The organism is Streptomyces sp. WAC05374, assembly GCF_004353505.1.
Lineage (GTDB): Bacteria > Actinomycetota > Actinomycetes > Streptomycetales > Streptomycetaceae > Streptomyces.
Genome location: NZ_SMNQ01000025.1, coordinates 15329 through 39914 on the forward strand (window position 1 = coordinate 15329; position 24586 = coordinate 39914).

Consider the following 24586-nt stretch of genomic DNA (forward strand, 5'->3'; position numbering starts at 1 on the left):
CCGTCACACGCCCAGGTGAGCGCGGAGGTTGCGCCCCCCGCCGGACCCGCGGCCCGCCCGGCGCGAGGCCCTGGGGGCTGTGCATGATAGGCGCATGAGAGACGACGGGGGACGGCGAGAAGAGCCGACGAGTTACGGACTCCAGCCGCCGGTTCCGGCGGCGCGGGAACCGCTCGACCGGAACGCCGGGGCGGCCGGCGCCGGCCGGCTGGTCGGCGGCCGCTACCGGCTGCTGGAGCGACTGGGATCGGGCGGGATGGGGACCGTGTGGCGGGCCCGCGACGAGGTCGTGGACCGCGATGTGGCGATCAAGGAGCCCAGCGTTCCGGACCACTTCAGCGCCGCCGAGCGCCACACCGCGTACCAGCGCATGCAGCGTGAGGCCCGTGCCGCCGCGCGCATCGACCACCCCTCGGTGGTCGCCATCCACGACGTGGTCACCGAGGGGGACCGCCCCTGGATCGTGATGGAGCTGGTGCGGGGCAAGTCCCTGGCCGAGCTGCTGGACGAGGGCACCCTGCCCCCGCGGGAGGCCGCCCGGATCGGGCAGGCGGTGCTCGGCGCGCTGACCGCGGCGCACGAGGCCGGTGTGCTGCACCGTGACGTGAAGCCCGGCAACGTGATGGTGGGCCGGCACGACCGGGTGGTGCTCACCGACTTCGGCATCGCCCAGATGGAGGGGGAGCAGAAGCTCACCGAGACCGGCTCCTTCGTCGGCTCGCCCGAGTACATCGCCCCGGAGCGGGTCCTCGGGCGCCGCCCCGGGCCCGAGTCCGACCTGTGGTCCCTGGGCGTGCTGCTCTACCAGGCCGTCGAGGGCGTCTCACCGTTCCGCCGCCAGACCACGCCGTCCACGCTCCAGGCCATCCTGCTCGCGGAGCTGCCCCCGCCGCAGCACTGCGCGGAACTGACCGCGGTCGTCGGCGGCCTGCTGCGCAAGGAACCGGAGAACCGGCTCACCGCCCAGGCCGCCCTGCCGATGCTGCGGGAGGCGGCGAACCCCCCTGCCCGGCAGCAGGCGCCCGCGCCCCCGGCCCCCGGGGCGCCCCGCTCCGCCTCCCTCGGGCGCCGCCTCCTGCGGCCCGTGCCCCTCGGCGCCCTCACCGCCGTGGTCGTGGCGCTCGTCGTCGCCCTGGCCCTCCTGCCCGGGGGCGACGACGTACGGGACGGCTGGAAGCGGTACGAGGAGTACCGCATGCGGGTCACCGTCGCCGCCCCGGCCGACTGGACCATCACGACCGCGGACGACACCGACAGTCCGGACGGCGCCTACCTCGCCACCCGGTACACCTCCCCCAAGGGCGACATGTCGCTGCTGGTGGACAAGAAGGAGAAGACCACGGAGACGGCCGTGGCCACGGCGCAGCGCTGGAAGCAGGAGTACGAGACGGCCACCCCGCCGACCGGTGGCGCCGCCGCCGTCGCCTCCGTACGCCCCACCACCGAACAGGGGCGCGACGCCGCGCTCATGACCCTCACCTACAGCAAGGAGGGAGAGGGCACACCGCGCCGCCTGTCCAAGACGCTCGTCGTGGTCAACTCCCGGCAGGAACGCCTCACGGTGAACGTGGACGTGCCCGCCGGCAAGTCGGCCGAGGCCACCGCCGACGACCTGCTCGCCACGGCCCGCGCCCACTACCGCATCGGCGACCTGTAGGCCCCGCCCGCCCGCCGCGCCCCCGCGCGGCGGGTCAGCCGGCCGGGCGGACGGCTGTCGCGTCGATCTCGAAGAGCATGCCCGGCAGGGCGAGCGCGGCCACGCCGCTCAGGGTCTGGGCCGGCAGCCGGTCGCCGAAGGCGGCGTGGAGGGCCTTGCCGAGGATCTCCAGTTTGCCGGGGTCGTGGTCGACGACGTACGAACCGAGCCGGACCACGTGCGTGAAGCCGAGGCCGACGCCTTCGAGGGCGAGCCGGAGGTTGGTGAGCGAGAGCTCCACCTGCGCGGCGAAGTCCCCGGGCACGGGCGCTCCGGTCTCGGTGTCGGAGGCGTACTGGCCCGCGATGAAGACGAGTTCGCCGGGGGCGGTGACGGCGTGGCTGTAGCCGAACGGGGTGGGGTCGTGCAGGGTGCCCGGGTTGGTGATGGTGCGCTGGTCGGTGGTCACGGTGCGGTGGTCCTTCCTCGGCCGGGAGCGGAGCGCGGTGCCCCTCGCTCACCTGTGCCAACACGGCGCCCTGGAAGGTCATTCCGGCTCCGGGGCCTCCGGGCGGAGGTCAGGGCGCCAGTTCGCGGGCGAAGCGGCGGACGGCGTCGGTGAAGGCGTCCGGGGCGTCGAAGTTCGCGAGGTGCCGTGCGCGGGGGATGAGTTCGACGCGGGCCCGCGGGTGCGCGCGGGCGAAGTCCCGCTCGTCCGCGCGGAAGACCGTGTCCTTCTCGCCGTTCAGGATCAGCACCGGGGCCCCGACATGGCGCATCGCGCTCGCGTCGAAGCGGCCCAGGACCTCGCCCCAGGCCGCGGGCAGGGTGTGGAAGGCGTAGCCGCCCCGGATCGTCGCCTCCACCACCCGGGGCGGGTAGAGCCGCCGCAGCAGCCGGTCGTTCCACCGGGCCAGCCGGTCCGCCGGCAGGCGGGGGACCAGCCCGGCCACCCACCGGTAGGGCGCCGCCCACGGGCCCCGGGTGGAGGCGCTGGCGCCCGCCAGGACCAGCCCGCGCAGCCGCTGCGGACACCGCCGCGCGAACTCCAGCGCGGCGTACCCGCCCAGCGAGTGCCCGACGACCAGGGCGGGCCCGCGGCCGAGCGCGTCCACCGCGCCGGCGATGACGTCCGTCGCGGCGCTCAGGCTCCAGGGCTCGTCCGCGCGCTCCCCGTGGCCGGGCAGGTCGACGGCGGCCACCGGGAACTCGTCCTCGAGCGCCGCGAGTTGCACGCTCCACTGCCCCGCGCTGAAGCGCGTCCCGTGCACGAACACCACGGGCACCGCGTCCGCCGCCGTCATCCGTTTCCCCCCGTCGGCATGGTCCTGCGACGGACCCTACCGGCGGCGTTCCGGTCACGGGCTCCCGGGAGTGCGGTATCCCTGGAAGGTCACGTGCCGGCGGGTTGTGAAGCCGAGCCGCTCGTACAGCGCGATCGCGCCCGTGTTCGCCTCGGCGACGTGCAGGAAGGGGCGCTCGCCGCGGGCCACGACGCGCGCGGCCAGCGCGGCGACCAGGCGGGCCGCGTGGCCCCGGCCGCGTGCCCCGGGAGCCGTGCAGACGGCGCTGATCTCGGTCCAGCCCGGAGGCCGCAGCCGTTCACCCGCCATCGCCACCAGCGCGCCGTTGTCACGGACACCGAGGTAGGTGCCCATCTCCAGGGTGCGCGGCCAGAACGGCCCCGGCCGGGTCAGTGCCACGAGGTCGAGCATCTCGGGCACGTCGTCGGGCCCCAGTTCCACCACACCGGCGGTGGACGGAAGGCCGGGCGGTGCCCCGGCGGGCAGGACGAGCTGGCGGCCCTCGAGGAAGAAGACCGGCTCCCAGCCGGCGGGCGGGGGCGCCGCGTTGCTGAACATGTCGGCGAGCTCGCCCGGGCCGAGCAGCTCGGCGAGGTCGGCCCAGTCCGCCGCGTCCGGGTCGGCGGGCAGGGCGCAGAAGGTCGCGACGGCCGGTACGTACCCGGCGGCCCGGCCCACCGTGCGGGCGAGGTGCGCGTGCGGGCCGCGCAGCGACCGGCCCACCGGGTCGTCGAGTACCAGGGCGTCGTCGTGGCCCACCATCGTGCCGTGCCTCTCGGGTCGTCGTGGGGCGGACGGCGACGCGCCGTCGCCGTACACGCGGGGGCGTCGGTCCGCCGCGGGAGACGGCGGCCGGGCCGGCGTCCTTCCCGCTGCCGCAGTCTAGGCACCGGTGATCACGCCGGAGGCACCGGGTACGCGGGGCCCGGCCGCCCATATCCGGTTGCCCGCCCGGGACGGCCGGGGATGCAATGGCCGGCGACGGCCGTCCGGGCCCCCCGCCACGGCGGGAGGGCACCCGGGCACGCCGTGTCCGCCTCGCGCCCACGGGAGACACCGACACATGAACACCACGCCACCGCACCCCTCTTCGCCGCGAGCGGAGAGGGCCGGCGGAACGCCCGTCCGGATCGGCGCCCTCGCGCCCCTGACACGGCCCGGCTGGGCCGAGGCGGGCCACCACCTGCTCGCCGGGCTCGAGCTGGCCGTCGGTGACGTCAACGACGCCGGCGGAATCTCCGGCAGGCCACTGGAGCTGGTGGTACGGGACACCGCGGCCGATCCGGGGAAGGCCGAGGCGGCCGTGGACGAACTGGCGCACCTGGGCGTGGCCGCCCTGGCGGGGGAGTACCACAGCGTCGTCGCCCGCGCCGCCGCCGCCCGGGCCGACGCCCTCGGCCTGCCGTTCCTCTGCTCGTCGGCGGTGCTCGACGCGCTCACCGAACAGCCGGCACCGTCGGTCGCGCGCCTCTCCCCGCCGCAGTCCCGCGGCTGGCGGACCTACGCGGACTTCCTCCTCGGCGCGGGCCACCGCCACATCGCCGTCGCCGCCCAGCCGAGCGTCTACTGGGCGTGCGGGACCCGCGTGCTGCGCGACCACCTCACCCCGCGGGGCGGCACCGTGACCGAGCTGGACCTCGGCGCGCTCACCCCGGCGGACGTGTGCGACGCGCTCGCCGGTCACCGGGCGACCGCCCTGCTCCTCCTGGCCGGCCACCCTGACCCGGCGGTGCCGGTCGTCCGGGCCGTCCGCCGCGACCGGCGCCTCGCCGGGACGCTGATCGGCGCTCCGGCCGGGCAGCCGGAGTTCGCCACGTGGGCGGCGCTGCTGGGCGGCGACGGCGCCGGAGTCCCCTTCCTGCGCTACCTGCCCGAGCGCCTCACCCCGCTCGGCGTACGCGTCGGGGCGGTGCTGCGCGAACGGCTCGCCGCGGCGCCGTCGTTCGTCGCCTACGAGGGCTACGACACCATCACCGTCCTCGCCGAGGCGCTGCGCGCGCACGGCGCGGACCGCGCACACCTCGCCGCGTCCTGGCCGGGTGTGGCGGTCGACGGCACCCGCGGGCGGGTCCGGTTCTCCCGTACGCCGGGCAGCAGCGTGTGGCAGTGGGCCGGGGCACCCGTCCAGGTCGTCGACCGGGACCCGGCCGAACCCGGCCGCTTCCGCGTCCTGCACACCGGCTGAGGGGACGTGAGTACGGGTACTCATGTGGCGGGCCGCGCCCGGTCCGTACGGTCGGCCCCATGAGGAGAACCGTCGCGCTGTGCGCCCTGCTGGTGGCCGTCCTGTCCCAGGCGGGCTGCTCCGTGCTGGAGCCGGACTACCCCTCCGGCGACCCGGCGCGGCTCACCCAGCGCCTGACGGACCGCGCGCAGTGGGCGTACGACGCGATGGACCTGCCGCCCCACAAGGCGGTGAACCCCAGCCACGTCACCCCGGGGTACAACTGCAACGCGGGCGGCTTCACCATCGACGAGATGGCGCCCGACGTCGTCACCTACGGCCTGAGGTGGACGGTCGAGGACGTCCCGGCCGACGTCGCCCGGGCCACGGAAGCGCGGCTGCGCCGCCAGTTCACCGCCGCCGACTGGAGCCTCACCCACGACGGCAACCGCCGGGTCGGGGACCACGTCGAGTTCGGGTTCCGCTTCGAGGACCCGGCAACGGGCGACATGTTCGACCTGCGGTGGAACAACTCGACCACCTCGCTGTTCCTGTCCGGCTACACCCCCTGCGCGCGGATACCCCGGTCCGAGGCCGACACCCCGTCGCCGCGGACCTGGACCCCGCGCGCCTCCTGAGCCGGGCGGCCGGTCACGGCTCGTCCACCACGTAGCGGAACTCCGGTCCGAAGGTCTTCCCGCTGCCGTCGGGCAGCGGCGTGCGCATCAGGGCCTGGGCGGGGGTCCGCAGCCGGAACATCTGCCCGATCGCGTCGCCCAGCAGCTCCTCCGCCGTGGCCGGGTCCTCGGCCTGCCAGGCGCGCTCCAGGAAGCGGAGGAGCTGGCTGAAGTGGCGGTTGAAGGTGTCGAGACGGGTGCGCACCTCGTCCGGGACGGGTACGCCGCCCTGCGCCCAGCCGCCCGCCGGCACCGTTCCCATCGGATGGGCGCTGGGCAGGGGCAGCTCGTCGCCCTGGAAGTCGAACCCCGGTGGATCGTCCGACACGCGGACCAGCCTGCGCCCGTGGAACATCTCCCGGAACGCGTAGAAGTGGGCGAGCTCGCCGGTGGGGCCGGGGAACGGGTTCTCCGGTGACGCGGTGGTGCCCTCGCCCTGCTCCTTGATGATCCGCACGGCCGCCTCGACGCCCTCGAGCGAGGTGAGCGGGACGATGTCGTTCCCCGCGCCGTGGCCCGACATGTCCGCCTCGAGCTGCCGCGTCCCCTTGATCAGCTCCGGCCGGGCCCGGAAGGCCTCCAGGACGGCCTGGTAGAAGGCGCCGATCGAGGTGTGCACGTCCACGTCCTCGGCCACGGGGTCGTCCGGCCGCTCGATGCGGGAGTACATGTCGACGGCTTCCTTGCTGAGCCCCATGAGCGCCACCTCCAGCCCCGGCTGCACCCCGCCGGGCAGCGGTCCCGGGTACGCCGGCACCAGGGCGGCGTCGGCGATGCGCGGCACCCCGCCGATGGTGGTGAGCATGTTGCAGACCAGGCCCATGTGCGACATCTCGTCGAAGACGATGGCGTGGATCGTCCGGGCGACGTCCGAGTCGTCGTCCTCGATCGACCACAGGCCGCACAGGTAGGGCGGAAGTGTGGCGAGTTCCAGCATGATGGCCTGTTGCAGCGCCTGCTTCAGCCAGAGTTCGTCGTGCTCCTCGGCGGGGGCCCGCATGAGCTCGACGATCGCGTTGCTCCGGTGGTTGACGACACTCGACACGCGCGCTCCTCGTCATCGGGGGTACGCGGCCATCATCGGCGGCCCGCCCGGGCGGCCGGTGCCGCACACCGGTGCGATGTTCGAGTCCACCCGTTCGGTCGACGACCCCCGCCGGCCCGGCCGCCCCCCTCGTGGCGGCCGAGCCGGGTCCCCGCGCCGGGGGTCAGCGGGTCAGGTGGGTGATCACCGAGCGCATCGCCCGGCGCATGGCCGGGACGGTGTCCTCGGGCGGGTCGATGGTCTCGAAGCCGTGGTGGCCGTCGGGGACGTCGACCACTTCCAGGTGCGCCGCGCTGTTTCCGGCAGCGGTCACGAACGCCTCGACGGTGGCGGCGATCTCGGGGCTCTCCCGCCCCGCGCGCAGGAGTACCACCGGCAGGGCGCCCGCGTGCGCGACCGCCCGGGCGGGCCGGAAACGGCCGCCGGACAGGCCCCAGTTGGGGAGCGGGGCCAGCACCGGGTAGGAGGCGGCCAGGCAGCGCAGCCAGGCCGGGGGAGCCGCCAGCCAATCGGCGGTGAGCAGACCGCCCCCGGAGAAGAACCACAGGGCGACCCGGTCGGCGTCCACCCGCGGGTCGGCCCGCACCAGTTCCACCGCTGCGGCGACGTCCCCGGCCGCGCGCTCGTAGTCGCCCACGTCGTGCAGCCGGTGGTCGAGGGTCGCGCCGACCATGCCCTCGGCGGCCGCCAGACGGGCGTACCCGACCATGGTCGGCCAGTCGCGCGGGGTCGGCCGGCCACCGGCGGGCACCGGGCCGCCGTGCACGAGGACCACGGCCGGCCGCGGGCCGTCCGCCGCCGGGACGTACAGGTCGACGTGGTCCCTGCGGTCCCGGGGCACCTCGGGCACGTCGAGCGGGAACGGGCGCAGGTGGGCGGGCGTGCCGCCGGCGCCGGCCGGCCGCAGGCGGTGCCCCTCGCCGGCGGCGGCCCGCAGCAGGACGTCCGCCAGGTCGGCGGGGCAGGACAGCATCGGCCAGTGTCCGGTGGGCAGTTCGAAGAAGCCGACCCGCGTATCGGTCAGGGCCGCGAGGGTGGGGTCGCCGAGGTCCACGAGCCGCTGCACCAGCTCGATGGTGGCGCCGTTGCCGGTGCACAGCACCCCGGTCGTGGGCACCGAGGCGAACGCCCCGCCCAGTCGCAGCGGCTGGAGCAGCGTGCCCAGCGGCTGCGGCGCGGCCAGGGCGGTGAGCCGGTCCAGTGCCGCGTCGCCGAGGCCGGCCGTGCTGCCCCAGCGCTGCCACTGCTCCCGCCCCGGCGGCGGCAACTCGCCCGCGTACCCGCCCTGGCGGGCCCGCTCGGCGAGCCGCGCCCGCGTCTCCTGGTCCGGTACGGCGGCCAGGGCCGGGAGCCCGTTCCGCGGCATCCCGCAGTCCAGGTACACCACGCGGGCGACGCGCTCCGGCCGCCGGTCGGCGGCGCCGAGCACCGGGTGGATGCCGTAGTCGTGCCCGACGAGCACGATCTCCCGCCCGGAGCCCCTGGCACCCGCGTCCACCGTGCCGGTGTCGGGTCCCGCGTCCACCGCGTCGATCGCCGCGATCACGTCCGCGATGTGCGTCTCCAGGTCGGCACCGGCCGGCGGGGCGGGCCGGTCCGGGTCGATGCCGGTGAGCGGGACCGCGTGCACCTCGCCGCCCGCCCGAACCAGTTGGGCGGCCGTCTCCCGCCACACCTGGGTGCCGGTGAACACGCCCGCCACCATGAGGAACACGGTCATGGTTCTCTCCTCGGTCCGTCGCATGGCGTCGCGCCGGTCGCGTACGCCGTGGTCCGCGGACCGGACCGGGTGCCCGGGCCGCGCGCCGGTACCGTAGGAACTCCCCCGGAGGGAGATTCAACCGTCCATGTCGCACGAGGCCGTCTGGAGCATCGGAGAGCTCGCCGAGCGCGCGGGTGCCACCGTGAAGACCGTCCGCTTCTACTCCGACCGGGGCCTGCTGCCCGAGGCGTCCCGCAGCGGCGGCGGACACCGCCGGTACGGCCCCGAGGCGCTGGAGCGGCTGCGGCTGATCCGCTCGCTGCGCGCCCTCGACCTGCCGCTGCCCGAGGTGCGCCGCGTCGTCGAGGACGAGGACGCGGCGGGCCGCGTGCTGGAGGACGCCGTGGCCGGCCGGCTGCGGGAACTGGGCGGTGAGCTGAGGGCCCTGCGCTGGCGGGAGGCGGCGCTGCGGCTGGTGCGGGAGTGCCCGCCCGCGCAGCGCGCCGAGCGGCTGCGGCTCCTGGGCGCGGTGAGCACCCCGCCGAGCACGGCACCGCTCGTCCGGTTCTGGCGTGCCTGGCTGCCGCCCCGGACGCCGGCCCGGGCGGCGGCGGCGTTCCTGGAGGTGGCCGTCCCGCAGCCGCCCGACGAGCCGGACCCGGCGCAGGTGCTCGCCTTCGCCCACCTGCACGCGCTGACGACCGCGCCCTGCCCGCCCGGCCGGCAGCCCCAGCCGGACGTGCACCGGGTGGCCGGTGCCGGCGGGGCGGCCCTGCTGTACGCGGGGCTGGCCGAGGCGTACGAGCTGGCGGGCCCGCACCTGCGCCGGGGGCGGGAGCCGTACGCGGGTGAGGCGCTGGACGCCTACGTCGCCGCGTACGCGAGCGCGTACGGCGGCCGGGACACCCGGGACTTCCGCCGTGTGCTGGCCGAGCGGCTCGGCGCACAGCCGCGTCTGGACCGGTACTGGGAACTGGCGGCCGTGGTGTGGACGCCGCCGGGCGGGCCGCCGGAGCCGACGCCGGGCTCCGCGGACGACTGGCTGCGCGCGGCCCTGGAGCGGGACAACGCCCGTGCGGCGTAGCGGTGTTCACCGGTTCCTCCGGAGCCGCGGACGGGCCGGCGGAGGCGTGGCTCACCGGGTGCGGAACGCCTGCCGGTAGGCCGTCGGGGTGACGCCGGTCGTGGCGGCGAGGTGCCGGCGCAGCGAGACGGCGGTGCCGAAACCGGCCCGGGCGGCGACCTGGTCCACCGTCAGGTCGCTGGTCTCCAGCAGCCGCCGGGCGTGCTCGGTGCGCTGCTGGGTGAGCCACTGCCCGGGCGGCATCCCGACCTCGTCGTGGAAGCGCCGGCAGAAGGTGCGGACGCTCATCCGGGCGTGCTTGGCCAGTTCGGCCAGCGGCAGGGGGCGGTGGAGCCGGCCGAGGGCCCACTCGCGGGTGGGGCCCGTGGTGGTGGCCGACGGCTCGGGCACGGGGCGCTCGATGTACTGGGCCTGGCCGCCTTCCCGCCACGGCGGCACCACGCAGAGCCTGGCCACGCGGTTGGCGGTCTCGCTGCCGTGGTCGCGGCGCACCAGGTGCAGGCAGAGGTCGAGCCCGGCGGCGACGCCCGCCGCGGTGAGGACGCGGCCGTCGTCGACGAAGAGCACGTTGGCGTCGACCCGTACCCGGGGGAAGGTCCGCTGGAAGCGGTCGGACTCGTTCCAGTGCGTGGTGGCGGGGCGGCCGTCCAGGAGCCCGGCGGCGGCCAGGACGTACGAGGCAGTGCAGATCGAGACGATGCGGGCACCGGCCGGCAGGAGCCCCAGCGCGGTGGCCAACTCCTCGGGCAGCCAGTCCCGCCGCTCGTCCGGCCCGCAGGTGAAGGGGGGTATGACCAGGGTGTCCGCGGTGCGCAGCGCCTGGCTGTCGTGGGTCACCGCGAGGGCGAAGTCGGCGCTGGTGGTGACGGGGCCACCGTCCAGGCTGCACGTGGTGACCTCGTACAGCGGTGTGCCGTCGGGACCGGTGGCGGTGCCGAAGATCCGCACGGGGATGCTGAGTTCGAAGGGGTAGACGCCCTCGAGGGCCAGAACGACGACGCGGTGCAATGGCAAGATCCTTTCCGGGCATGGCCATCGGGCCACTCGTGCCGGCCGGCGGCGGACGAGAACCTTGATCCAAGCAGGGCACGACAGCCCGTGAGGACAAGGGGGATGCGATGCGCGCGATCGGTCAGGACGGCTTCGGCGGTCCCGAGGTGCTGAAGGTCGTCGAGGTCGAACGCCCACGGCCGGGGCCGGCCGAAGTGCTGGTGCGGGTGCACGCGGCCGGGGTCAACCCGACCGACTCCTGGCACCGGGCGTCCGGAGGGCTGGCCGGTGCGGTCGTCCGGCTCGGCTGGGACGTGTCGGGAGTGGTCGAGGCCGTCGGGCCGGGCGTGACCACCCTCGCCCCCGGCGACGAGGTGTTCGGCCTGCCGCGCCACCCGCTCCCGGCGGGCACCTACGCCGAATACGTGACCTCCCCGGCCCGTCACCTGGTGCGCAAGCCCGCCGGGCTGACCCATGTGCAGGCGGCCGCGCTGCCGCTGGCCGGGCTGACCGCCTGGCAGGCCCTGACGGACGTCGCCGACGTGCGCCCCGGGGCCCGGGTGCTGGTCCACGCGGCGGCGGGCGGCGTCGGCCACCTCGCCGTGCAGATCGCCAAGGCCCGCGGCGCCCACGTCATCGGTACCGCCCGCGCGGCCAAGCACGACTTCCTGCGCGGCCTCGGCGCGGACGAACTCGTCGACTACACCGGGACGGATTTCGAGACGGCCGTCGCACCGGTCGACGTCGTCCTCGACACGATCGGCGGCGCCTACGGGCCGCGCTCCCTGCGCACCCTGCGTCCGGGCGGCACCGTCGTGTCCCTCGCCTCCCCGGCCGAGGCGAGCCTGGCCGATCAGGCCCGCCCGCTCGGCCTGAACGCCGCCTTCATGATCGTGGAGGCCGATCAGGGGGGCATGCGGGAGATAGCCGCCCTGGCCGCCGCCGGTGCGCTCGTCCCCACGATCGACACGGTGCTCCCGCTGGAGCACGCGGCGAAGGCCCATGAACTGGCCGACGGCCGCCGCACCACCGGCAAGATCGTCCTCTCCGTCACCGACTGACCCCGGAGCACCCCGTGACCACCTACGTCCTCGTCCCCGGCGCCTGGCACGGCGCGTGGACCTTCGCGCCGCTGGCCCGGCAGCTCCGGGCGCACGGCCACCAGGCGTACCCCCTCACCCTCACCGGCGTGGGCGACCGCCGGCACCTGCTCACCGCCACGGTCAACCTCGACACCCACATCGACGACGTGGCCCACCTCCTGACGGATGAGGAGATCACCGACGCCGTGCTGGTCGGCCACAGCTACGGCGGCATGGTGATCACCGGAGCCGCCGACCGCGTACCCGGGCGGGTGGCGGGGCTGGTGTACGTCGACGCCGTGGTCCCCGCCCACGGCGACTCCTGCTGGTCGCTCGTCACCGACCGGGAGCGCGCCTGGTACCTCGACGGCGCGGGGGAGACCGGCTACACCAGCGCGCCCCTGCCCTTCTTCGACGCCCGCGCCACCCCGCACCCGCTGGCCTCCCTGCTCCAGACGATCCGCCTGGACGGCGGTCTCGACCGCTTCCGGAGCCTCGACTACGTCCACGCCACCGACTGGGACGGCGAGTCGCCCTTCACCGCGCTGTACGAACGGCTGCGCGACGACCCCGCCTGGCGTACGCACGCCCTGGCCTCCGGCCACAACGTGATGCGGGACGCCCCGGACGAGCTGCTCACCATCCTGCTGGGAGCCGCCCGGGACTGACCGCGCGAGGGCGGCCCGTCACCGGCCAGCGGCGGACCCCCACCGGGTCCAGCGCCATCGGTGCGACGAAGGAGGCCATGGCCGTGGCGGGGAGCCCGGCCGCCGGGAGGAGGGTGGTGCGGGCGTGCCAGGTGCCCGGGGCATGGCCCGCGATGCCCCGCAGCGCGACCCCGCCGCCCGTGGAGAACGTCAGGTTCACCGACTTCGCCCCCCGGGCGAGCCCCTGGCCGGTCGCCTTGACCGCCGCCTCCAGGAGGGTCCAGGCCGGGAAGAAGGACTCCGGCCCGGCCTCCGGGGGGAGGTCGGGGACGACGAACGACAGGACGTCGAGCGCCGAGGGGACCGGGCGGATCAGCTCCACGTCCACACCGATGGGCCCGTCGGCCGCCGCGCACAGCAGGAGCAGCCCGTCCGAGCGCGACCAACTGATGTGACGCCCCGGATGGTCCGGCAGGTAGGGCTTGCCGGTGGGGGTGTGGGCGATGCGGACGTCGGGGGGCGCCAGGCCCAGCCACTCCGCCACCAGGTGCCGTACCGTCCGCCTCGTCCGCAGGAAGCGGCGCGCCGCCTCCTGGTTCTCGAAGGACGCCAGGCGGCGCGCCTCCTCCTCGGTGAGGGCGCCCGGCCGGTGGTCGACCAGCCGCGCCGCGTCGGCCGCGTCGAGGTCCACCAGCCAGGCGTCCAGCCGTGCCGAGCCGGTCACAGCGTGAAGACCTGCGTTCCGGACAGGGCCGGGTCACCGGGCCGCAGGTGCAGCCGTCCCTCGGCGGGCAGCAGCACCACCGCGGCCACGGTGCGTTCGGCCCGGACGTCGCCCCGGTCGGGGACCCGGATCGGCGGCCGGGACAGCACGGCGAAGTGCTCCTCCGGCCCGGCGCCCGCGGTCAGGCCGGCCAACCCCTCGGTGGCCGCCTTCAGGCGCCGTACCGACGAGTTGCGCGCGAACACGTTGATCTCGTCGGCGGCCACGAAGTCCGGGTGCAGGAAGTGGTTCGTGTGAACCGTCCGCCGCGCCTCGTGGACGCGCAATTCGTCGCCGAGGACCTCCAGCCACACGGCCCTCTCCCGGTCGCACAGGGTCAGCGAGCGGGAACTGGCGAGGGGCAGACCGGCGAGGACCTTGAGGGCCTCCTCCACGCTCCCCGCCGTGTCCAGCAGGTGACGGATCGCCAGGTACGGGGGTACGCCCGGCTTCCAGTCGCCGCCCAGCACCAGGTTGAGACCCACGGCCAGGCCGTCGCTGTTGATACCGAGGTAGCCGAGCAGCCCGCCGAAGCTGAGGACGAGGGAGCGGCGCGGCACGTCCGCGCGGGACACCTCCAGGACGCTGATCACCTCGTCCAGGTCGCCGTTGAGGTCGACGGTCTGGGCGAGGGCGGGCCCCGCGGGGTCGGACCCCGCGACCGCCCAGGTCGTGCAGTCACCGGCGGTGGGCACCTTCCGGTAGCCCATGATCTCCCGGCGAACCTGGAGCAGCCACGCCTCCTCCTCGGTGATGCCGGCGCCCGCCGCCAGGCCCGCGACCTCCTCCGCGAGGGCGGGCAGCGCCGCCGTGATCTCCGCCCGGTGCGCGGCGATCACGGGACGCAGGCCGTCGAGGGTCACCGGCTCCGGCAGCACCTTGTTCAGCCGGGCCAGCGAGTCGCCGAGGAAGGCCCGCAGGCCGGGCCCGAGCGCCGCCCCGTGCGTCCGGCCGACGGTGTACGGGTCACCGGCGGCCCGGACGAACGGGACGGTCGTGGGCGCGCTCATGCCTCCGGTGCCTTCCCGCTCACCTTCGGCCACGCCGACAGCTCCCGCTGCACCCGCGGCCACTCGGCGCGCAGCACGCTGTAGAAGACGGCGTCCCTGCGCCGGCCACCCGGCATGTAGTTGAAGCTGCGCAGGGTGCCCTCCTCCACGGCACCGATGTTGGCGAGCCCGCGCCGCGCCTGGACGTTCAGCACGTCCGTCTTGAACTCCACGCGCTCGGCCAGCAGCCGGTCGAAGGCGTGCTCCAGCAGCAGGTACTTCGCCCACCGGTTGACACCCTTGCCGCGGAAGTCGCGGCCGAGCCAGGACCATCCGATCTCCAGCCGGCGGTCGGCCTCGGCCATGTTGCCGTAGCTCATGCTGCCCGCGACCCGCCCCGACTCCTTGTCCGTGATGACGTACACCACGCGCCGGCCCGCTGCCTGGTCGGCGAGGCAGGTGTCGAAGAACTCCTCGAAGCTTGCCTCGTCGGTCACGGCCGCGACGAAGTAGCGCCAGATGTCCGGGTCCATGGCCACGGCCCGGACCGGCTCGCGGTCGGCCTCGGTGACCGGGGCCAGCCGCACCCGGTCGTTCTCCAGGACGGCGGCGGCGTCCGCCGCCCAGTTCGTCTCGGTGCTCATGGGTCAGACTCCCTTGCCGGAATGACGGGTCAGCGCGTCGGTGACGTCGCGCAGCGTCGTCATCCTCGCGAGGTCGTGCTCGGTGAAGTGGGCCAGATCGACGTCGGTGACCTCGCAGACCTCGGTCAGGAAGAGGACCTTGTTGAGCGAGGTCAGCCCGTAGGCGGCGACCATGTCGGCGTCCGGGTCGAGCGCCTCGGGGGCCACCTCGGGGGTGAGGACGGCCGAGAGCTGCTCGCGGGCGGCCGATTCGATCAGGTCGTCGGTGCGCGTGTCAGGGTGCATGGATGCCTTCCGTGCTGTCGTGTACGGCGGTGTGGTGGGCGGCGAGGATCTGTCGCCGCTTCGGCTTGTACTGGGAGGTGAGCAGCCCGTTGTCGATGCTGAACGGGGGGTCCGCGACCACGACCCGGCTGATCCGCTCGTCCGCGGACAGCTCGGCGTTGGTCAGGGCGAGCCGGGCCGCGATCGCGTCCCGGTCGGCGGGCACCGACCCCGGGGACACGACGGCGACCAGCTCCGTCTGGGCGGGGCAGAACAGGACGCACTCGGCGATGGCCGGGTCCGCCTTCATCCGCTCCTCGATCGGCCGGACCACGACCTTCTTGCCGTTGTCGAGGACGATCACGTCGTCGGCCCGGCCGAGGATGTACAGGAACCCGTCCTCGTCGATCCGGCCCAGGTCCCCGGTCCTGACCGTGCCGTCGGGCTCGAAGACCCGCTCGGAGTCGCCCGGCCGCGCGTACGCGTAGTGGGTGTTGACCGGGTACTCGCTGCGCACCCGGACCAGTCCGTCGTCGCCGATCAGCACCTGCTTGCCGGGCAGCACCCGGCCGACGCTGCCCTCCCGGCTCGCGCCCGGGTGGTTCTTGGCGACGATGCACGTCTCGTTGAGCCCGTACCCCTCGTAGAGGGGGAGGCCCGCCTCCTCGGTGAAGAAGCGCAGCGTGTCGGGGTTCGCCGGCGCGGACCCGGTCCACAGGTAGCGGATGCGGTCGCCGAACACGGCCCGCGCGGCCTCGGCGGGCCCCGTACCGTCCTTCGCCCGTGCCAGCCGCGCCTCGATCTGCCGCTTGGCGGTCTCGTAGAGGGCGGGCACCCCCATCACCACGGTCGGCCGCACCCGGCGCAGCGCCGCGAAGGCCGCCTCGTAGGTGCTGATGGTGACGTCGTGGCCGTGCAGCAGCGCCGAGTACACCCAGTACCGCTGCTGGAGCAGGGACAGCGGCAGGAAGACGAACAGGTCGTCGTCCGGCTTGTGCGCGAAGATCTCCTGCACGGCGGCGAGCGAGCTGTTGATGCTGCCCGCCGTCGCGCCCAGGCCCTTCGGCTCCCCGGTGCTGCCGGACGTGAACTTGATGGTGGTCACGTCCCGAGGGCCCCAGGTCACGGGCGGCAGCGGCGCGGAGCCGTCCGCCGTGTCCGGACGCCCGCCCTCGGAGACGGCCCGCACCTCCTCCATCGGCACCGTGCCGGGCGCGTCCGCGCGGTCCGTGAACAGCAGCGTGATGCCGTACCGTTCCGTCAGCTCGGCCGTCGGCTCGAACTTGCCGGGCTCGAACCCGGCCGTCTCCACCTTCAGGCGCAGCGCCGCGAGGTCCAGCACGACCCACTCCAGGCAGTTCGCCGCGAGGATGCCGATGCGGTCGCCCGGGCCGATCCCGCGGCCGCGCAGCCACCGGGCCACCCGGCCGGCCCGCTCGTACAGGTCGGCGAGCGGCAGGCTCTGAGAGCCGAGCAGCCGCGCGACCGTGATCCGGCCGCCGAGCGGCGGGGAGCCGGCCACACGGTCCAGCAGGTTCTCGCCCATCGGGTTCTCCCTCATCACCGGCCGCCCTCCGGCGTCCGCGCGCCCTGCGCCACCACGGGCGCCATGGCGCGGATCGTCTCCAGCTCCGCGAACTGGTCGAGGGTCAGCGGCACACCGAACTGCTTGCGCACGGCCGTCAGGATCCGTGCCGCAGCGATGGAGTCCCCGCCGAGCGAGGCCAGGCCGGTGTGCACACCGACGCTCTCCCGGCGCAGCACCGACGCCCAGATCTCCACCAGCGCCCGCTCGGTGTCGTCGGCCGGCCCGTCGTCGCCGCCCGCGGCACCGCCGGCGGCCGGCTCCTCCTCGTCCAGGGGGGTTTGCGCGAGCCGCGCCCGGTCGACCTTGCCGTTGCGGGTCAGCGGCAGCTCGTCGTGCCACACCAGGACCGACGGCACCATGTAGTCCGGCAGGTCGGCGCGGAGCGCCGTGCGCACCTCCGCCTCCGACGGCCGGCCGGAACCGCTGGGCACCAGGTGGGCCACGAGCCGGTCGCCACGGGCCCCCGGCACCCCGGCGACGACCGCCTTGCGGATGCCGTGCAGGGCCACCAGCCGGGTCTCGACCTCGCCCGCCTCGATGCGGTAGCCGTTGACCTTGATCTGGAAGTCGCCGCGGCCCAGGATCGCGATCTCCCCGCTCGGCAGGTACCGGCCCAGGTCGCCCGTGCGGTACATCCGCTCGCCGCGCGCCTCGTCCAGGAAGAACCGCTCGGCGGTGCGCTCCTCGTCGCCGAGGTAGCCGCGCGCCAGGCCGGTGCCCGCCGCGCAGATCTCGCCGGTCACCCAGTCCGGTGCGTCGAGCCCGTCCCGGTCCAGGACGTACGCCCGGTTGTTGGCGTTGGGCCGGCCGTACGGGATGGACTCGCTGCCGTCCTCGTCGGCGCCGACCGGGTGCAGGATGTTCCAGATCGTCGTCTCGGTCGGTCCGCCCAGCGAGACCACGTCCACGTCCGGCTTGAGGCGCCGCAGCGAGGCGGGCAGCGCGGGCGGGACGCGGTCGCCGCTCATCATCACGAGCCGCAGCGCGGGCGGCACCTCGGCCTGTGCGACGGCCTGGTCGTGCATCAGGTTGACGATCGCGGGCACCGAGTTCCACACGCTGACCCCGAACCGGCGGCACAGCTCCAGCCAGTGGGCGGGGTCGACCGCCTTGTCCCGGTCGGGCATCACCAGCGCGGCACCCGCGGACAGCGCGCCGAACACGTCCCACACCGACAGGTCGAAGTTGAACGCGCTGATCGCGAAGAACCGGTCCGAGGCGGTGATGCCGAACCGCTCGTGGCAGTCGGCCACCACATTGGCCACGTTCAGGTGACTGACCATCACGCCCTTGGGCGCCCCGGTCGTGCCCGACGTGTACAGCACGTACGCCAGGTCGTCCGGGCTGGAACCCGCGGGCCGCGGCGGCACCTCGGCCGCGCCACCGCCCGGCGGGGCCGGGGCGGTCACGTCCAGCGGCAGCACCTCCAGCCCGCCGTCCGGGTCCGTCCACCCGGCGTTGGTCAGCACGCAGCGCACCCCGCCGTCACGCAGCATGTACTGCTGGCGCGCGGCCGGCAGGCCCGCGTCCACGGGCAGGTACGCCCCGCCCGCGAGCACCGTCGCGAGGATGCCGACGATCTGCTCCGGGCCCCGGTGCATGACCAGGCCCACCAGCTCGTCCCGCGCCACACCCCGCTCCCGCAGCCACCTGGCGGCGTGCGCCGCCCGGGCGAGGAGTTCGCCGTACGTCACCGTGCCCGACGAGGTGAGGATCGCGGCCGCGTCCGGCGCGGTGCGGGCCCGCTCGACGATGTCGTCGCCGAGCATCCGCTCCGGCAGCGGCCCGGCCGTGTCGTTGGCCGCCGCGCGCCGCTCCCGCTGCTCGGGCGGCAGCAGGTCGAAGGAGCGCCGGCCCCACGCCGCCTCGTCCGTGAGCGCCTCCAGGAGAGTGCCGAAGCCGTGCGCGAGGGCGTCGGGCAGGCCCTCCGGGAACAGCTCGTCGATCCCGTCGAGCTGGACGACGAGCCCGCCGTGCTGTTCCATCGCGAACGCGTTCAGCCACACCTGCGGGGTCTGGCTGACCGTGAACACCTCGGTGCCGAACAGCTCCAGCGCCGACCCGTCGGCGTCGCCGTGCCCGATGGCGCTGTTGAACGTGAACGGCATCCGGGCTCCGGCCACGCCGCCGCGCCGCCGCGCCAGCTCCTGCATCACCTCGATGCCGGAGAAGTGGCGGTGGTCCAGATCGCTGCGCAGCCTGCTCTGCAGGGCCAGGGCCCGCTCCTCGAAGGTGAGCGAGCGGTCCACGTCCGCCTCGACGAGCATCGTGTCGGAGAACTGCCCGATGGCGGCCGGCATCCGCGGATGGATCGGCGGCCGGTTCGCGACCGTCGTCGTCACCGTGAAGCGCCGGCCGGCGCCCCAGGTGGACAGCGCCTCCGCGTACGCGGCGAACACGACGGCCGACGGGGTCAGCCCGGCCTGCGCGGCCCGCTTCTTCAGCGCCGCCCAGGCGGGCGCGTCCAGCCGCACGGCACGCTGGGTGAAGCGCGACGACGTCAGCGCGGACGGGCTCGTGGCGAGCGGCAGGTCCGGGTGCGGAGCGAGGTCGTCGACCCGGGCGAGCCAGTAGTCGCGCGAGCGGCGGGCGGCGGCCTTGCCGCGGTGGGCCTCCAGGGCGGCGATGTACTCCTCGTACGGCAGCTCGTCGGCGGAGGGCGCGTCGCCCGTGTCGTACGCCTGCCACCAGGCACGGAAGAACAGGAACATGCTCAGCCCGTCCATGACGAGCCCGTCGTGGCTGACGTGGAGCACCATCCGGTCGTCCGCGAGGACCGTCACCTCCGCGGCGATCAGCGGGACGCGGTCCGCTGACAGGACCCGGTGCGAGCGCTTCTCGCGCAGCTCGGCCAGCTTCCGCTCCTGAGCCTGGGGGCTCTCGCGGCGCAGGTCGAGCTGCTCGATGCGCGGCCCGTACAGCGTGTACTCGGTGACCTGCCGCTCGTCGGACACGAACCGCGACCTCAGCGCGCTGTGCGCGTTGACGACCGCCTCCAGCGCCCGCTGGAGCCGGCCCACGTCCCACGCGCCCTCGATCTCGTGGTACACGTGGCTCGCCACGTCACCGATCTCGAAGATGCCGCTGCGGCCCAGCAGGTAGCTGCGCTGGAGCGGGGACAGCGGGAAGCCGGGACCCGCCAGCTCCTCGTTGGCCAGGTGCGCGATCAGCTCCGCCTTCACGCTCTTGACCCGCGCGATGAACTCGGCGTCCATCCGGTCACGGTTGCCGTGCAGCCGCAGGTCGTCACCGGCCAGCCCGAGCGTCAGGCCCCGGGCGGCGATCTCGCGCAGCACGTTGCGGTACGTCATCACACGACCGCCTTGTCCAGCGCGGCCAGCGCGGACGGCTCGGCGCGCTCCTCGACCAGCGCGGCCAGCGCGGCCAGGTCGGTGGCGCCCAGCAGTTCCTCCACGGCGACGTCGACGTCCAGCTCGTCGAGGATGCGGTACTGGACGGTCACCGCCTGGAGGGAGCTCATCGCGAGGTTGGCCAGCGGAAGGGTCTCCACCGGCTCGTCGTCGGCCAGTTGGAGCGCCGCGCGCACGACGCCGGCCAGCCACGGCACCACCGCGGACGTGCCGGCGGCGGGCGCCCCGGCGGCACCGGCCGGACGGAAGAACACCGCGTCGGCGAGGCCGATCGCGCTGCCCGGCGTGACGAGTTCCACGGCACGCGGCCACGCGGTGGGCTCCGGCATGCCGAGCGCGGCCGCGAGACGGCCCGCGAAGCGGGGCATCACCGGCACGGCGACGTGCGCCAGCAGCCGCGCCGCCGCCAGTTCCAGCGCGATCGCGGTACGGGACTCCGACTCCCAGCCCGGGACCTGCGCGAGCCGCCCCTCCTGCGCGCAGAAGCGGACCGTGTCCTCGACGATCCCGTCCAGCACCTCCGCCGCCTGGTTCAGCGAGAACCCGTCGGAGCGCAGCGCGCCCGTGACCGCCTCGAGCCGGGCACCGAGCCGGGCCAGGAACGCCGTGTGCTCCGGCGTCCAGTTCCCCGCGTCGGGCGCGATGCCGTCGTGGTGCTTCGCGACCCGGGCACCGAGGTCGTTCAGCCAGCTCTGCCAGGTACCGATCAGGCGCTCGTCCAGGACCTGCTCGTAGGCGGCCCGGGTGAAGTCGGTGCGGCGGCCCTCGGGGCGGGTGCGGGAGAGGAAGTAGCGCACCGCGTCCACGGAGTCGGGGCCGAGGATCTCCTTGCCCCAGATCGCGTGCCGCCTGCTGGTGGAGAACTTCGCGCCCTCCAGTGTGTAGAACTCGTTGACGTGGTAGTCGATGTCGGGGTTCCAGCCGGGGAACGCCAGCTTGTACAGCGTCGGGTACAGCACGCCGTGGTAGAAGCTGTTGTCGTAGCCGAAGAAGTGGACGATCTTCCAGTCCTGCCGCGGCGCGGCGGCCCGCCAGTCCTCCCCGGTCCGGGCGCCGAGCGCCTGGATGCCGTGCAGGAACCCGTACGACATCTCGGGCCACACCCAGATGACCTGGCCCTCGACGTCCCCCTCGGCCGGCGGCACGCCCCAGTCGGAGGGGTGGCTGACCGGGATGTCGAGGCGGTCACGGCGGAAGAGCCGGTCGCCGAGCTCCCGCAGCCGCGCCGGGACCCGGCCGAGCCGGTGGTGCGCCGCCACCTCGTCGCGGAAGGCGTGCAGCGGCAGCGACCAGCGGGCGGCGGGCGCCCGGCGCGGTGCCGCGTCCGACACGCCGGAGACGGGCTCGCCGAGGTCGGTGACCGTGTTGGGCTCGCCGCACTCCTCGCAGATGTTGCCGCCGGTGCCCGAACCGCAGCCCGGGCAGCGGCCCTTGACGTCGACCTCGTACAGGTACTGCCCGGTCGTCGCGTCGAACAGGGCGTCGTGCTCCTCGACCGTCACCCGGCCCGACGCGACGACACGGGAGAAGAAGTCGCGCAGGCCCTCGCGGTACCCCTCGGCGGTGTCCGTCACCGTGTACTGGTCGAGCGGGATGTCCATGAGCTCCAGCGTCCGCGCGATCTCCGCGCTGTAGTGCGCGGCGGTCTCGGCGGGGGTGCGGCCGTCGCGGCGGGCGGCCGCCACCACATAGCTCTGGTAGTCGTCGCTGCCGGTCAGGTGCCAGGCCCGGGTGCCGTTCATGCGCTGGAACCGCACGAAGGCGTCCGCGCCCAGGTACGGGCCCGACAGATGCCCGAGGTGCAGGTCCCCGTTGGGCGTCGGGGGCGTGGAGAACACGAAGACGGGCCGCTCGCCGAACGACGCGCGGTCCCCGCCCCCGGCGGCGGCGAGCGCACGCCCGGCGTCGCGCCAGTACTGCGTGAGGAACACCAGATCGGTGTCGCCGGTGTTCGTCAGCACGTGCGACTCGAACGGCTCGAACAGCACGACCGTGCCCGGCTCGGCCGGATGCCGCTGCCCGTCCACCTCGAACTCGCCGCGGCCGGCGACGACGACGAAGAACTCGGTCTCGTCGTGGTGGTGGCTGTCGGAGGAACGGCCCGGGGCGACACGGCCCCAGCCCGCACCGACACCGATGCCGTCGATGGAGCTCATGTCGATCCCGAACGCCGCCTGCAGCACTCCGGGGTCGTAGGTGTTGATGATCATGTCAGGGTTCCTTCGGGGAGGCGTGCCGTGGAGGCGGCCGCGGGGGAGGGGAGCGCGAGGGCGGCGAGGACGTCGCCGGCGACGGCCGGTGCGAGGCGGTACCCGGAGCCGCTGGCGGCGCCCGCGAACACCACGCGCCCGTCGTCGGTGACCGGTTCGACCAGCGGGGCGAACTCGGGCCCGTACGCGTCGCAGAAGACCCGCCCCGAGACGCGCTCGCCGGCGAGCTCCGGCGCGTAGCGGCCCAGCACCTCCAGGGCCTCGGCGCGGTGGGCGGGCGACAGGCCGGGACCCGCGTCGCGCGGGGTGACGTCCCACTCCTGGCAGGTGTAGCTGAACAGCCAGTGGCCGCGGTGGTGCAGCGGCAGCAGGAAGGCGTCCTCGTCGTGGAAGACCACCACCGGGGCGTCCGGCGCGGGCGTCCGCTCGATGTGCAGGGCGACGATCTTCTTGACGCGGGCCCCGAGCGGCCGCACGAGGTCCGCCCAGGCGGGCTCGTCCAGCCACGGCCCGGGGGCCAGGACGACCCGGCCGGCGGCCAGGGTGTCACCGGTGCCGAGCGCCAGCCGCACCTCGTCCGCGCCGGGCTCGATCCCGGTCACGGGCGTGGCCTCGCGGAAGTCCGCCCGGGACCGCAGGTCCAGGGCGAGCGCCTGCGTCAGGGCGGCCACGTCCGCGTACTGGCAGCCGTCACCGTCCCAGGCCGCGTGCCCGTCGGGCACCCGGGCGATCCCGCCCGGCACCGCCCCGGCCGGGCGCAGCCGCGCCTCGGGCAGGTACGCCCGCGCCACCTGGTCCGCCGACGACCGCCTCGCCACGACCGTCATGCCGACGGAGGTGATGGGCAGGCCGGGCCGCCGGGCCTGGAGAGCGGCGTAGTACCGCTGGCTGGCGGACGCCATGGCCCGCACCCGGGCCGACGCGCCGCGCGGGAAGTGCAGCCCGGCCGACCTGCGGGTCGCGCCACTGGCGATCATGTCCCGGTCGAGCACCGTCACCCGGGTCCCCGGCGCCTCCTCCAGGATGCGGTGTGCGATCACGCAGCCCAGCACCCCGGCGCCGACGACCGCGACGTCCGTGTCCGTGGGGCGTGCCATCAGGCGCTCCACGGGGACTGCGCCCCGGGGGCGACCTTGGTGGACCACTCGATGAAGGAGGCGAGCTGCTCGTCGCTGCGCACCCCGCACAGCCGGTCGGCGATGCGCCGGGAGCGCCAGGCGATGAGGCTGAGGTTGGGGTCGGCGAGGCCGCGCTGGCCGCGTGCCGCGTTCTGCACGAAGATGCGCCGGTCGCTGGGCCCGTCCCACTGGACCGCGTAGTCCTCGTCGATGCGCAGTTCGTCGCCGTCGCGCTCCAGCCGGCCGGCGATCGGCGCGAGGAAGTCCGTCCGCGCCGGGCGGAAGCCGGTCGCCCAGATGACCACGTCCGCCTCGAACAGCTCCGCCGCGTCGGGCTCGTCGTTGTGCCGCGTGGAGACCTGCCAGCCGCCGTACGGCCCGGCGGCGACCGAGGTCACCTCGCGGTTGGGGTGCAGGCCCACCAGGTCCGGGTTGCCGTCGATGAACCGGTGCACGTAGATGCGCTGGTAGATGTCCCGCAGGGTCGACTCGGAGATGCCGTCGCTGGTGAGGATGTGCCGGGTGTTGAACTCCTCGCGGACCTCGCGGCGCAGGCCGTAGAAGTAGTCGGCGTAGGACGGCATGTAGTAGTCGTTGGTGAAGGGCGAGTCGTCGATGGGGAAGTAGTTGCGGCGGCGCGAGATCCACGACACGCGGCGCGGCAGGTCGCCCGCGGGCCGCGATATCAGGTCCAGGACCGCCTCGGCGCCCGACTGGCCGCCGCCCACGACGACGACCCGCTTGCCCGCCAGGTTCCGGGCCATGGTCATGAACTGGGCGATGTGGAACTGCGTCGGGCCGAGCCGGTCGCCGACGTGCCCGGGCAGCCACGGCTCGCTGCCGACGCCCAGGACCACGTTGTCCGCCGTGACGGTACGGCGGTCGGTGCGCACCGTGAACACGTCGTCGAAGCCGACCTCGAGGACGGTCTCCCCGAAGGCGACGTTCGGGTTGCGGCGGCTCGCCCAGGCCAGGTAGTTGCGGAACTCCAGGCGGGGTACGTCGTCGAACCGGGCGTTCAGGAAGTGGTACACGCGGCCCTGGTCGTGCAGGTAGCTCAGGAACGAGAAGGGGTTGCTCGGGTCGGCGAGGCTCACCAGGTCCTTGAGCATGGACACCTGGAGGCTGCTGCCGGGCATCTGCTGGCCGTCGTGCCAGGTGAAGGACTCCTTGCGGTCGATGAACAGGTTGGGCAGGTCCGGCTGGCCGTGCAGCAGTGAGGCCAGGCTCAGGTTGGCCGGCCCCACGCCGACGCCGACGCACCGGTAGTGCGCGGGTGCGGACCGAGTGTGCTGGTGCCCCATGTCG

General features: G+C 74.7%; 21 protein-coding genes. 6 read left to right on the forward strand and 15 right to left on the reverse strand.

Annotated elements, in window-relative coordinates:
• Positions 1-94: 94 nt before the first annotated feature.
• Complete coding sequence (locus E2B92_RS30135) at positions 95-1657, forward strand: serine/threonine-protein kinase (protein WP_133087771.1); 1563 nt, start codon at positions 95-97, stop codon at positions 1655-1657.
• Between the two features lie 34 nt (positions 1658-1691).
• Here E2B92_RS30135 and E2B92_RS30140 read toward each other — a convergent pair whose 3' ends face one another.
• The 3 genes from E2B92_RS30140 to E2B92_RS30150 all read right to left on the reverse strand — a co-directional run bounded on the left by E2B92_RS30140 (position 1692) and on the right by E2B92_RS30150 (position 3702).
• On the reverse strand, positions 1692-2105 hold the full coding sequence (locus E2B92_RS30140; RefSeq protein ID WP_126883314.1) for a RidA family protein: 414 nt from the start codon (positions 2103-2105) through the stop codon (positions 1692-1694).
• Positions 2106-2214: 109 nt separating this feature from the next.
• Positions 2215-2940: an alpha/beta fold hydrolase gene (locus E2B92_RS30145; RefSeq protein ID WP_126883313.1), complete on the reverse strand. Its 726-nt coding sequence runs from the start codon at positions 2938-2940 to the stop codon at positions 2215-2217.
• Positions 2941-2994: 54 nt separating this feature from the next.
• Entirely contained in the window at positions 2995-3702 is a 708-nt protein-coding gene (locus tag E2B92_RS30150; protein ID WP_126883312.1) for a GNAT family N-acetyltransferase, read from the reverse strand.
• A gap of 301 nt (positions 3703-4003) precedes the next feature.
• Between E2B92_RS30150 and E2B92_RS30155 the strand changes: the two genes are divergently transcribed.
• Positions 4004-5125 carry an ABC transporter substrate-binding protein gene (locus E2B92_RS30155; protein ID WP_126883311.1) on the forward strand — a complete coding sequence of 374 codons (1122 nt, stop codon included), beginning with the start codon at positions 4004-4006 and terminating at the stop codon, positions 5123-5125.
• Between the two features lie 59 nt (positions 5126-5184).
• Positions 5185-5742, forward strand: coding sequence for a hypothetical protein (locus tag E2B92_RS30160; RefSeq protein WP_126883310.1), 558 nt, complete (start codon positions 5185-5187; stop codon positions 5740-5742).
• Between the two features lie 13 nt (positions 5743-5755).
• Here the strand turns inward: E2B92_RS30160 and E2B92_RS30165 are convergent, their stop codons facing one another.
• Together E2B92_RS30165 and E2B92_RS30170 are read right to left on the reverse strand one after the other, a co-directional pair.
• Positions 5756-6826: a ferritin-like domain-containing protein gene (locus tag E2B92_RS30165; RefSeq protein WP_126883309.1), complete on the reverse strand. Its 1071-nt coding sequence runs from the start codon at positions 6824-6826 to the stop codon at positions 5756-5758.
• Between the two features lie 163 nt (positions 6827-6989).
• Positions 6990-8546: an alpha/beta hydrolase gene (locus tag E2B92_RS30170; RefSeq protein WP_126883308.1), complete on the reverse strand. Its 1557-nt coding sequence runs from the start codon at positions 8544-8546 to the stop codon at positions 6990-6992.
• A gap of 127 nt (positions 8547-8673) precedes the next feature.
• Here E2B92_RS30170 and E2B92_RS30175 point away from each other — a divergent pair, with 127 nt between their 5' ends.
• Positions 8674-9612 (forward strand): helix-turn-helix domain-containing protein, encoded by a 939-nt coding sequence (locus tag E2B92_RS30175; protein WP_126883307.1) that lies wholly within the window; start codon positions 8674-8676, stop codon positions 9610-9612.
• Between the two features lie 51 nt (positions 9613-9663).
• Here E2B92_RS30175 and E2B92_RS30180 read toward each other — a convergent pair whose 3' ends face one another.
• Positions 9664-10620 carry a GlxA family transcriptional regulator gene (locus tag E2B92_RS30180; RefSeq protein ID WP_126883306.1) on the reverse strand — a complete coding sequence of 319 codons (957 nt, stop codon included), beginning with the start codon at positions 10618-10620 and terminating at the stop codon, positions 9664-9666.
• Between the two features lie 110 nt (positions 10621-10730).
• Here E2B92_RS30180 and E2B92_RS30185 point away from each other — a divergent pair, with 110 nt between their 5' ends.
• Together E2B92_RS30185 and E2B92_RS30190 are read left to right on the forward strand one after the other, a co-directional pair.
• Positions 10731-11663 carry an NADP-dependent oxidoreductase gene (locus tag E2B92_RS30185; protein WP_126883305.1) on the forward strand — a complete coding sequence of 311 codons (933 nt, stop codon included), beginning with the start codon at positions 10731-10733 and terminating at the stop codon, positions 11661-11663.
• Between the two features lie 14 nt (positions 11664-11677).
• Positions 11678-12352: an alpha/beta fold hydrolase gene (locus tag E2B92_RS30190; protein ID WP_126883304.1), complete on the forward strand. Its 675-nt coding sequence runs from the start codon at positions 11678-11680 to the stop codon at positions 12350-12352.
• Here the strand turns inward: E2B92_RS30190 and E2B92_RS33900 are convergent.
• From E2B92_RS33900 to E2B92_RS30235, 9 genes are read right to left on the reverse strand one after another with little or no spacing between them, the layout of a single operon-like run.
• Positions 12321-13055: a 4'-phosphopantetheinyl transferase family protein gene (locus tag E2B92_RS33900; RefSeq protein ID WP_126883303.1), complete on the reverse strand. Its 735-nt coding sequence runs from the start codon at positions 13053-13055 to the stop codon at positions 12321-12323. The genes E2B92_RS30190 and E2B92_RS33900 overlap by 32 nt on opposite strands.
• The gene (locus E2B92_RS30200) at positions 13052-14104 is read right to left on the reverse strand and encodes a C45 family autoproteolytic acyltransferase/hydolase (RefSeq protein WP_126883302.1); all 1053 of its coding nucleotides are present in this window, start codon (positions 14102-14104) and stop codon (positions 13052-13054) included. Before E2B92_RS30200 ends, E2B92_RS33900 begins: the two co-directional genes overlap by 4 nt.
• On the reverse strand, positions 14101-14727 hold the full coding sequence (locus E2B92_RS30205; protein ID WP_126883301.1) for a GNAT family N-acetyltransferase: 627 nt from the start codon (positions 14725-14727) through the stop codon (positions 14101-14103). The genes E2B92_RS30200 and E2B92_RS30205 overlap by 4 nt, the downstream gene beginning before the upstream one ends.
• 3 nt (positions 14728-14730) lie before the next feature.
• Entirely contained in the window at positions 14731-15012 is a 282-nt protein-coding gene (locus E2B92_RS30210; RefSeq protein ID WP_126883300.1) for an acyl carrier protein, read from the reverse strand.
• Positions 15002-16537, reverse strand: coding sequence for an AMP-binding protein (locus tag E2B92_RS30215; RefSeq protein WP_126883299.1), 1536 nt, complete (start codon positions 16535-16537; stop codon positions 15002-15004). The genes E2B92_RS30210 and E2B92_RS30215 overlap by 11 nt, the downstream gene beginning before the upstream one ends.
• Before the next feature lie 14 nt (positions 16538-16551).
• Complete coding sequence (locus tag E2B92_RS30220; RefSeq protein WP_126883298.1) at positions 16552-19890, reverse strand: non-ribosomal peptide synthetase; 3339 nt, start codon at positions 19888-19890, stop codon at positions 16552-16554.
• Positions 19890-22160, reverse strand: a complete 2271-nt coding sequence (locus E2B92_RS30225; RefSeq protein WP_126883297.1) for a class I tRNA ligase family protein — start codon at positions 22158-22160, stop codon at positions 19890-19892. The genes E2B92_RS30220 and E2B92_RS30225 overlap by 1 nt, the downstream gene beginning before the upstream one ends.
• Positions 22157-23257 carry an NAD(P)/FAD-dependent oxidoreductase gene (locus tag E2B92_RS30230; RefSeq protein WP_126883296.1) on the reverse strand — a complete coding sequence of 367 codons (1101 nt, stop codon included), beginning with the start codon at positions 23255-23257 and terminating at the stop codon, positions 22157-22159. The genes E2B92_RS30225 and E2B92_RS30230 overlap by 4 nt, the downstream gene beginning before the upstream one ends.
• Positions 23257-24582 (reverse strand): lysine N(6)-hydroxylase/L-ornithine N(5)-oxygenase family protein, encoded by a 1326-nt coding sequence (locus tag E2B92_RS30235; protein ID WP_126883295.1) that lies wholly within the window; start codon positions 24580-24582, stop codon positions 23257-23259. Before E2B92_RS30235 ends, E2B92_RS30230 begins: the two co-directional genes overlap by 1 nt.
• Positions 24583-24586 lie beyond the last annotated feature (4 nt).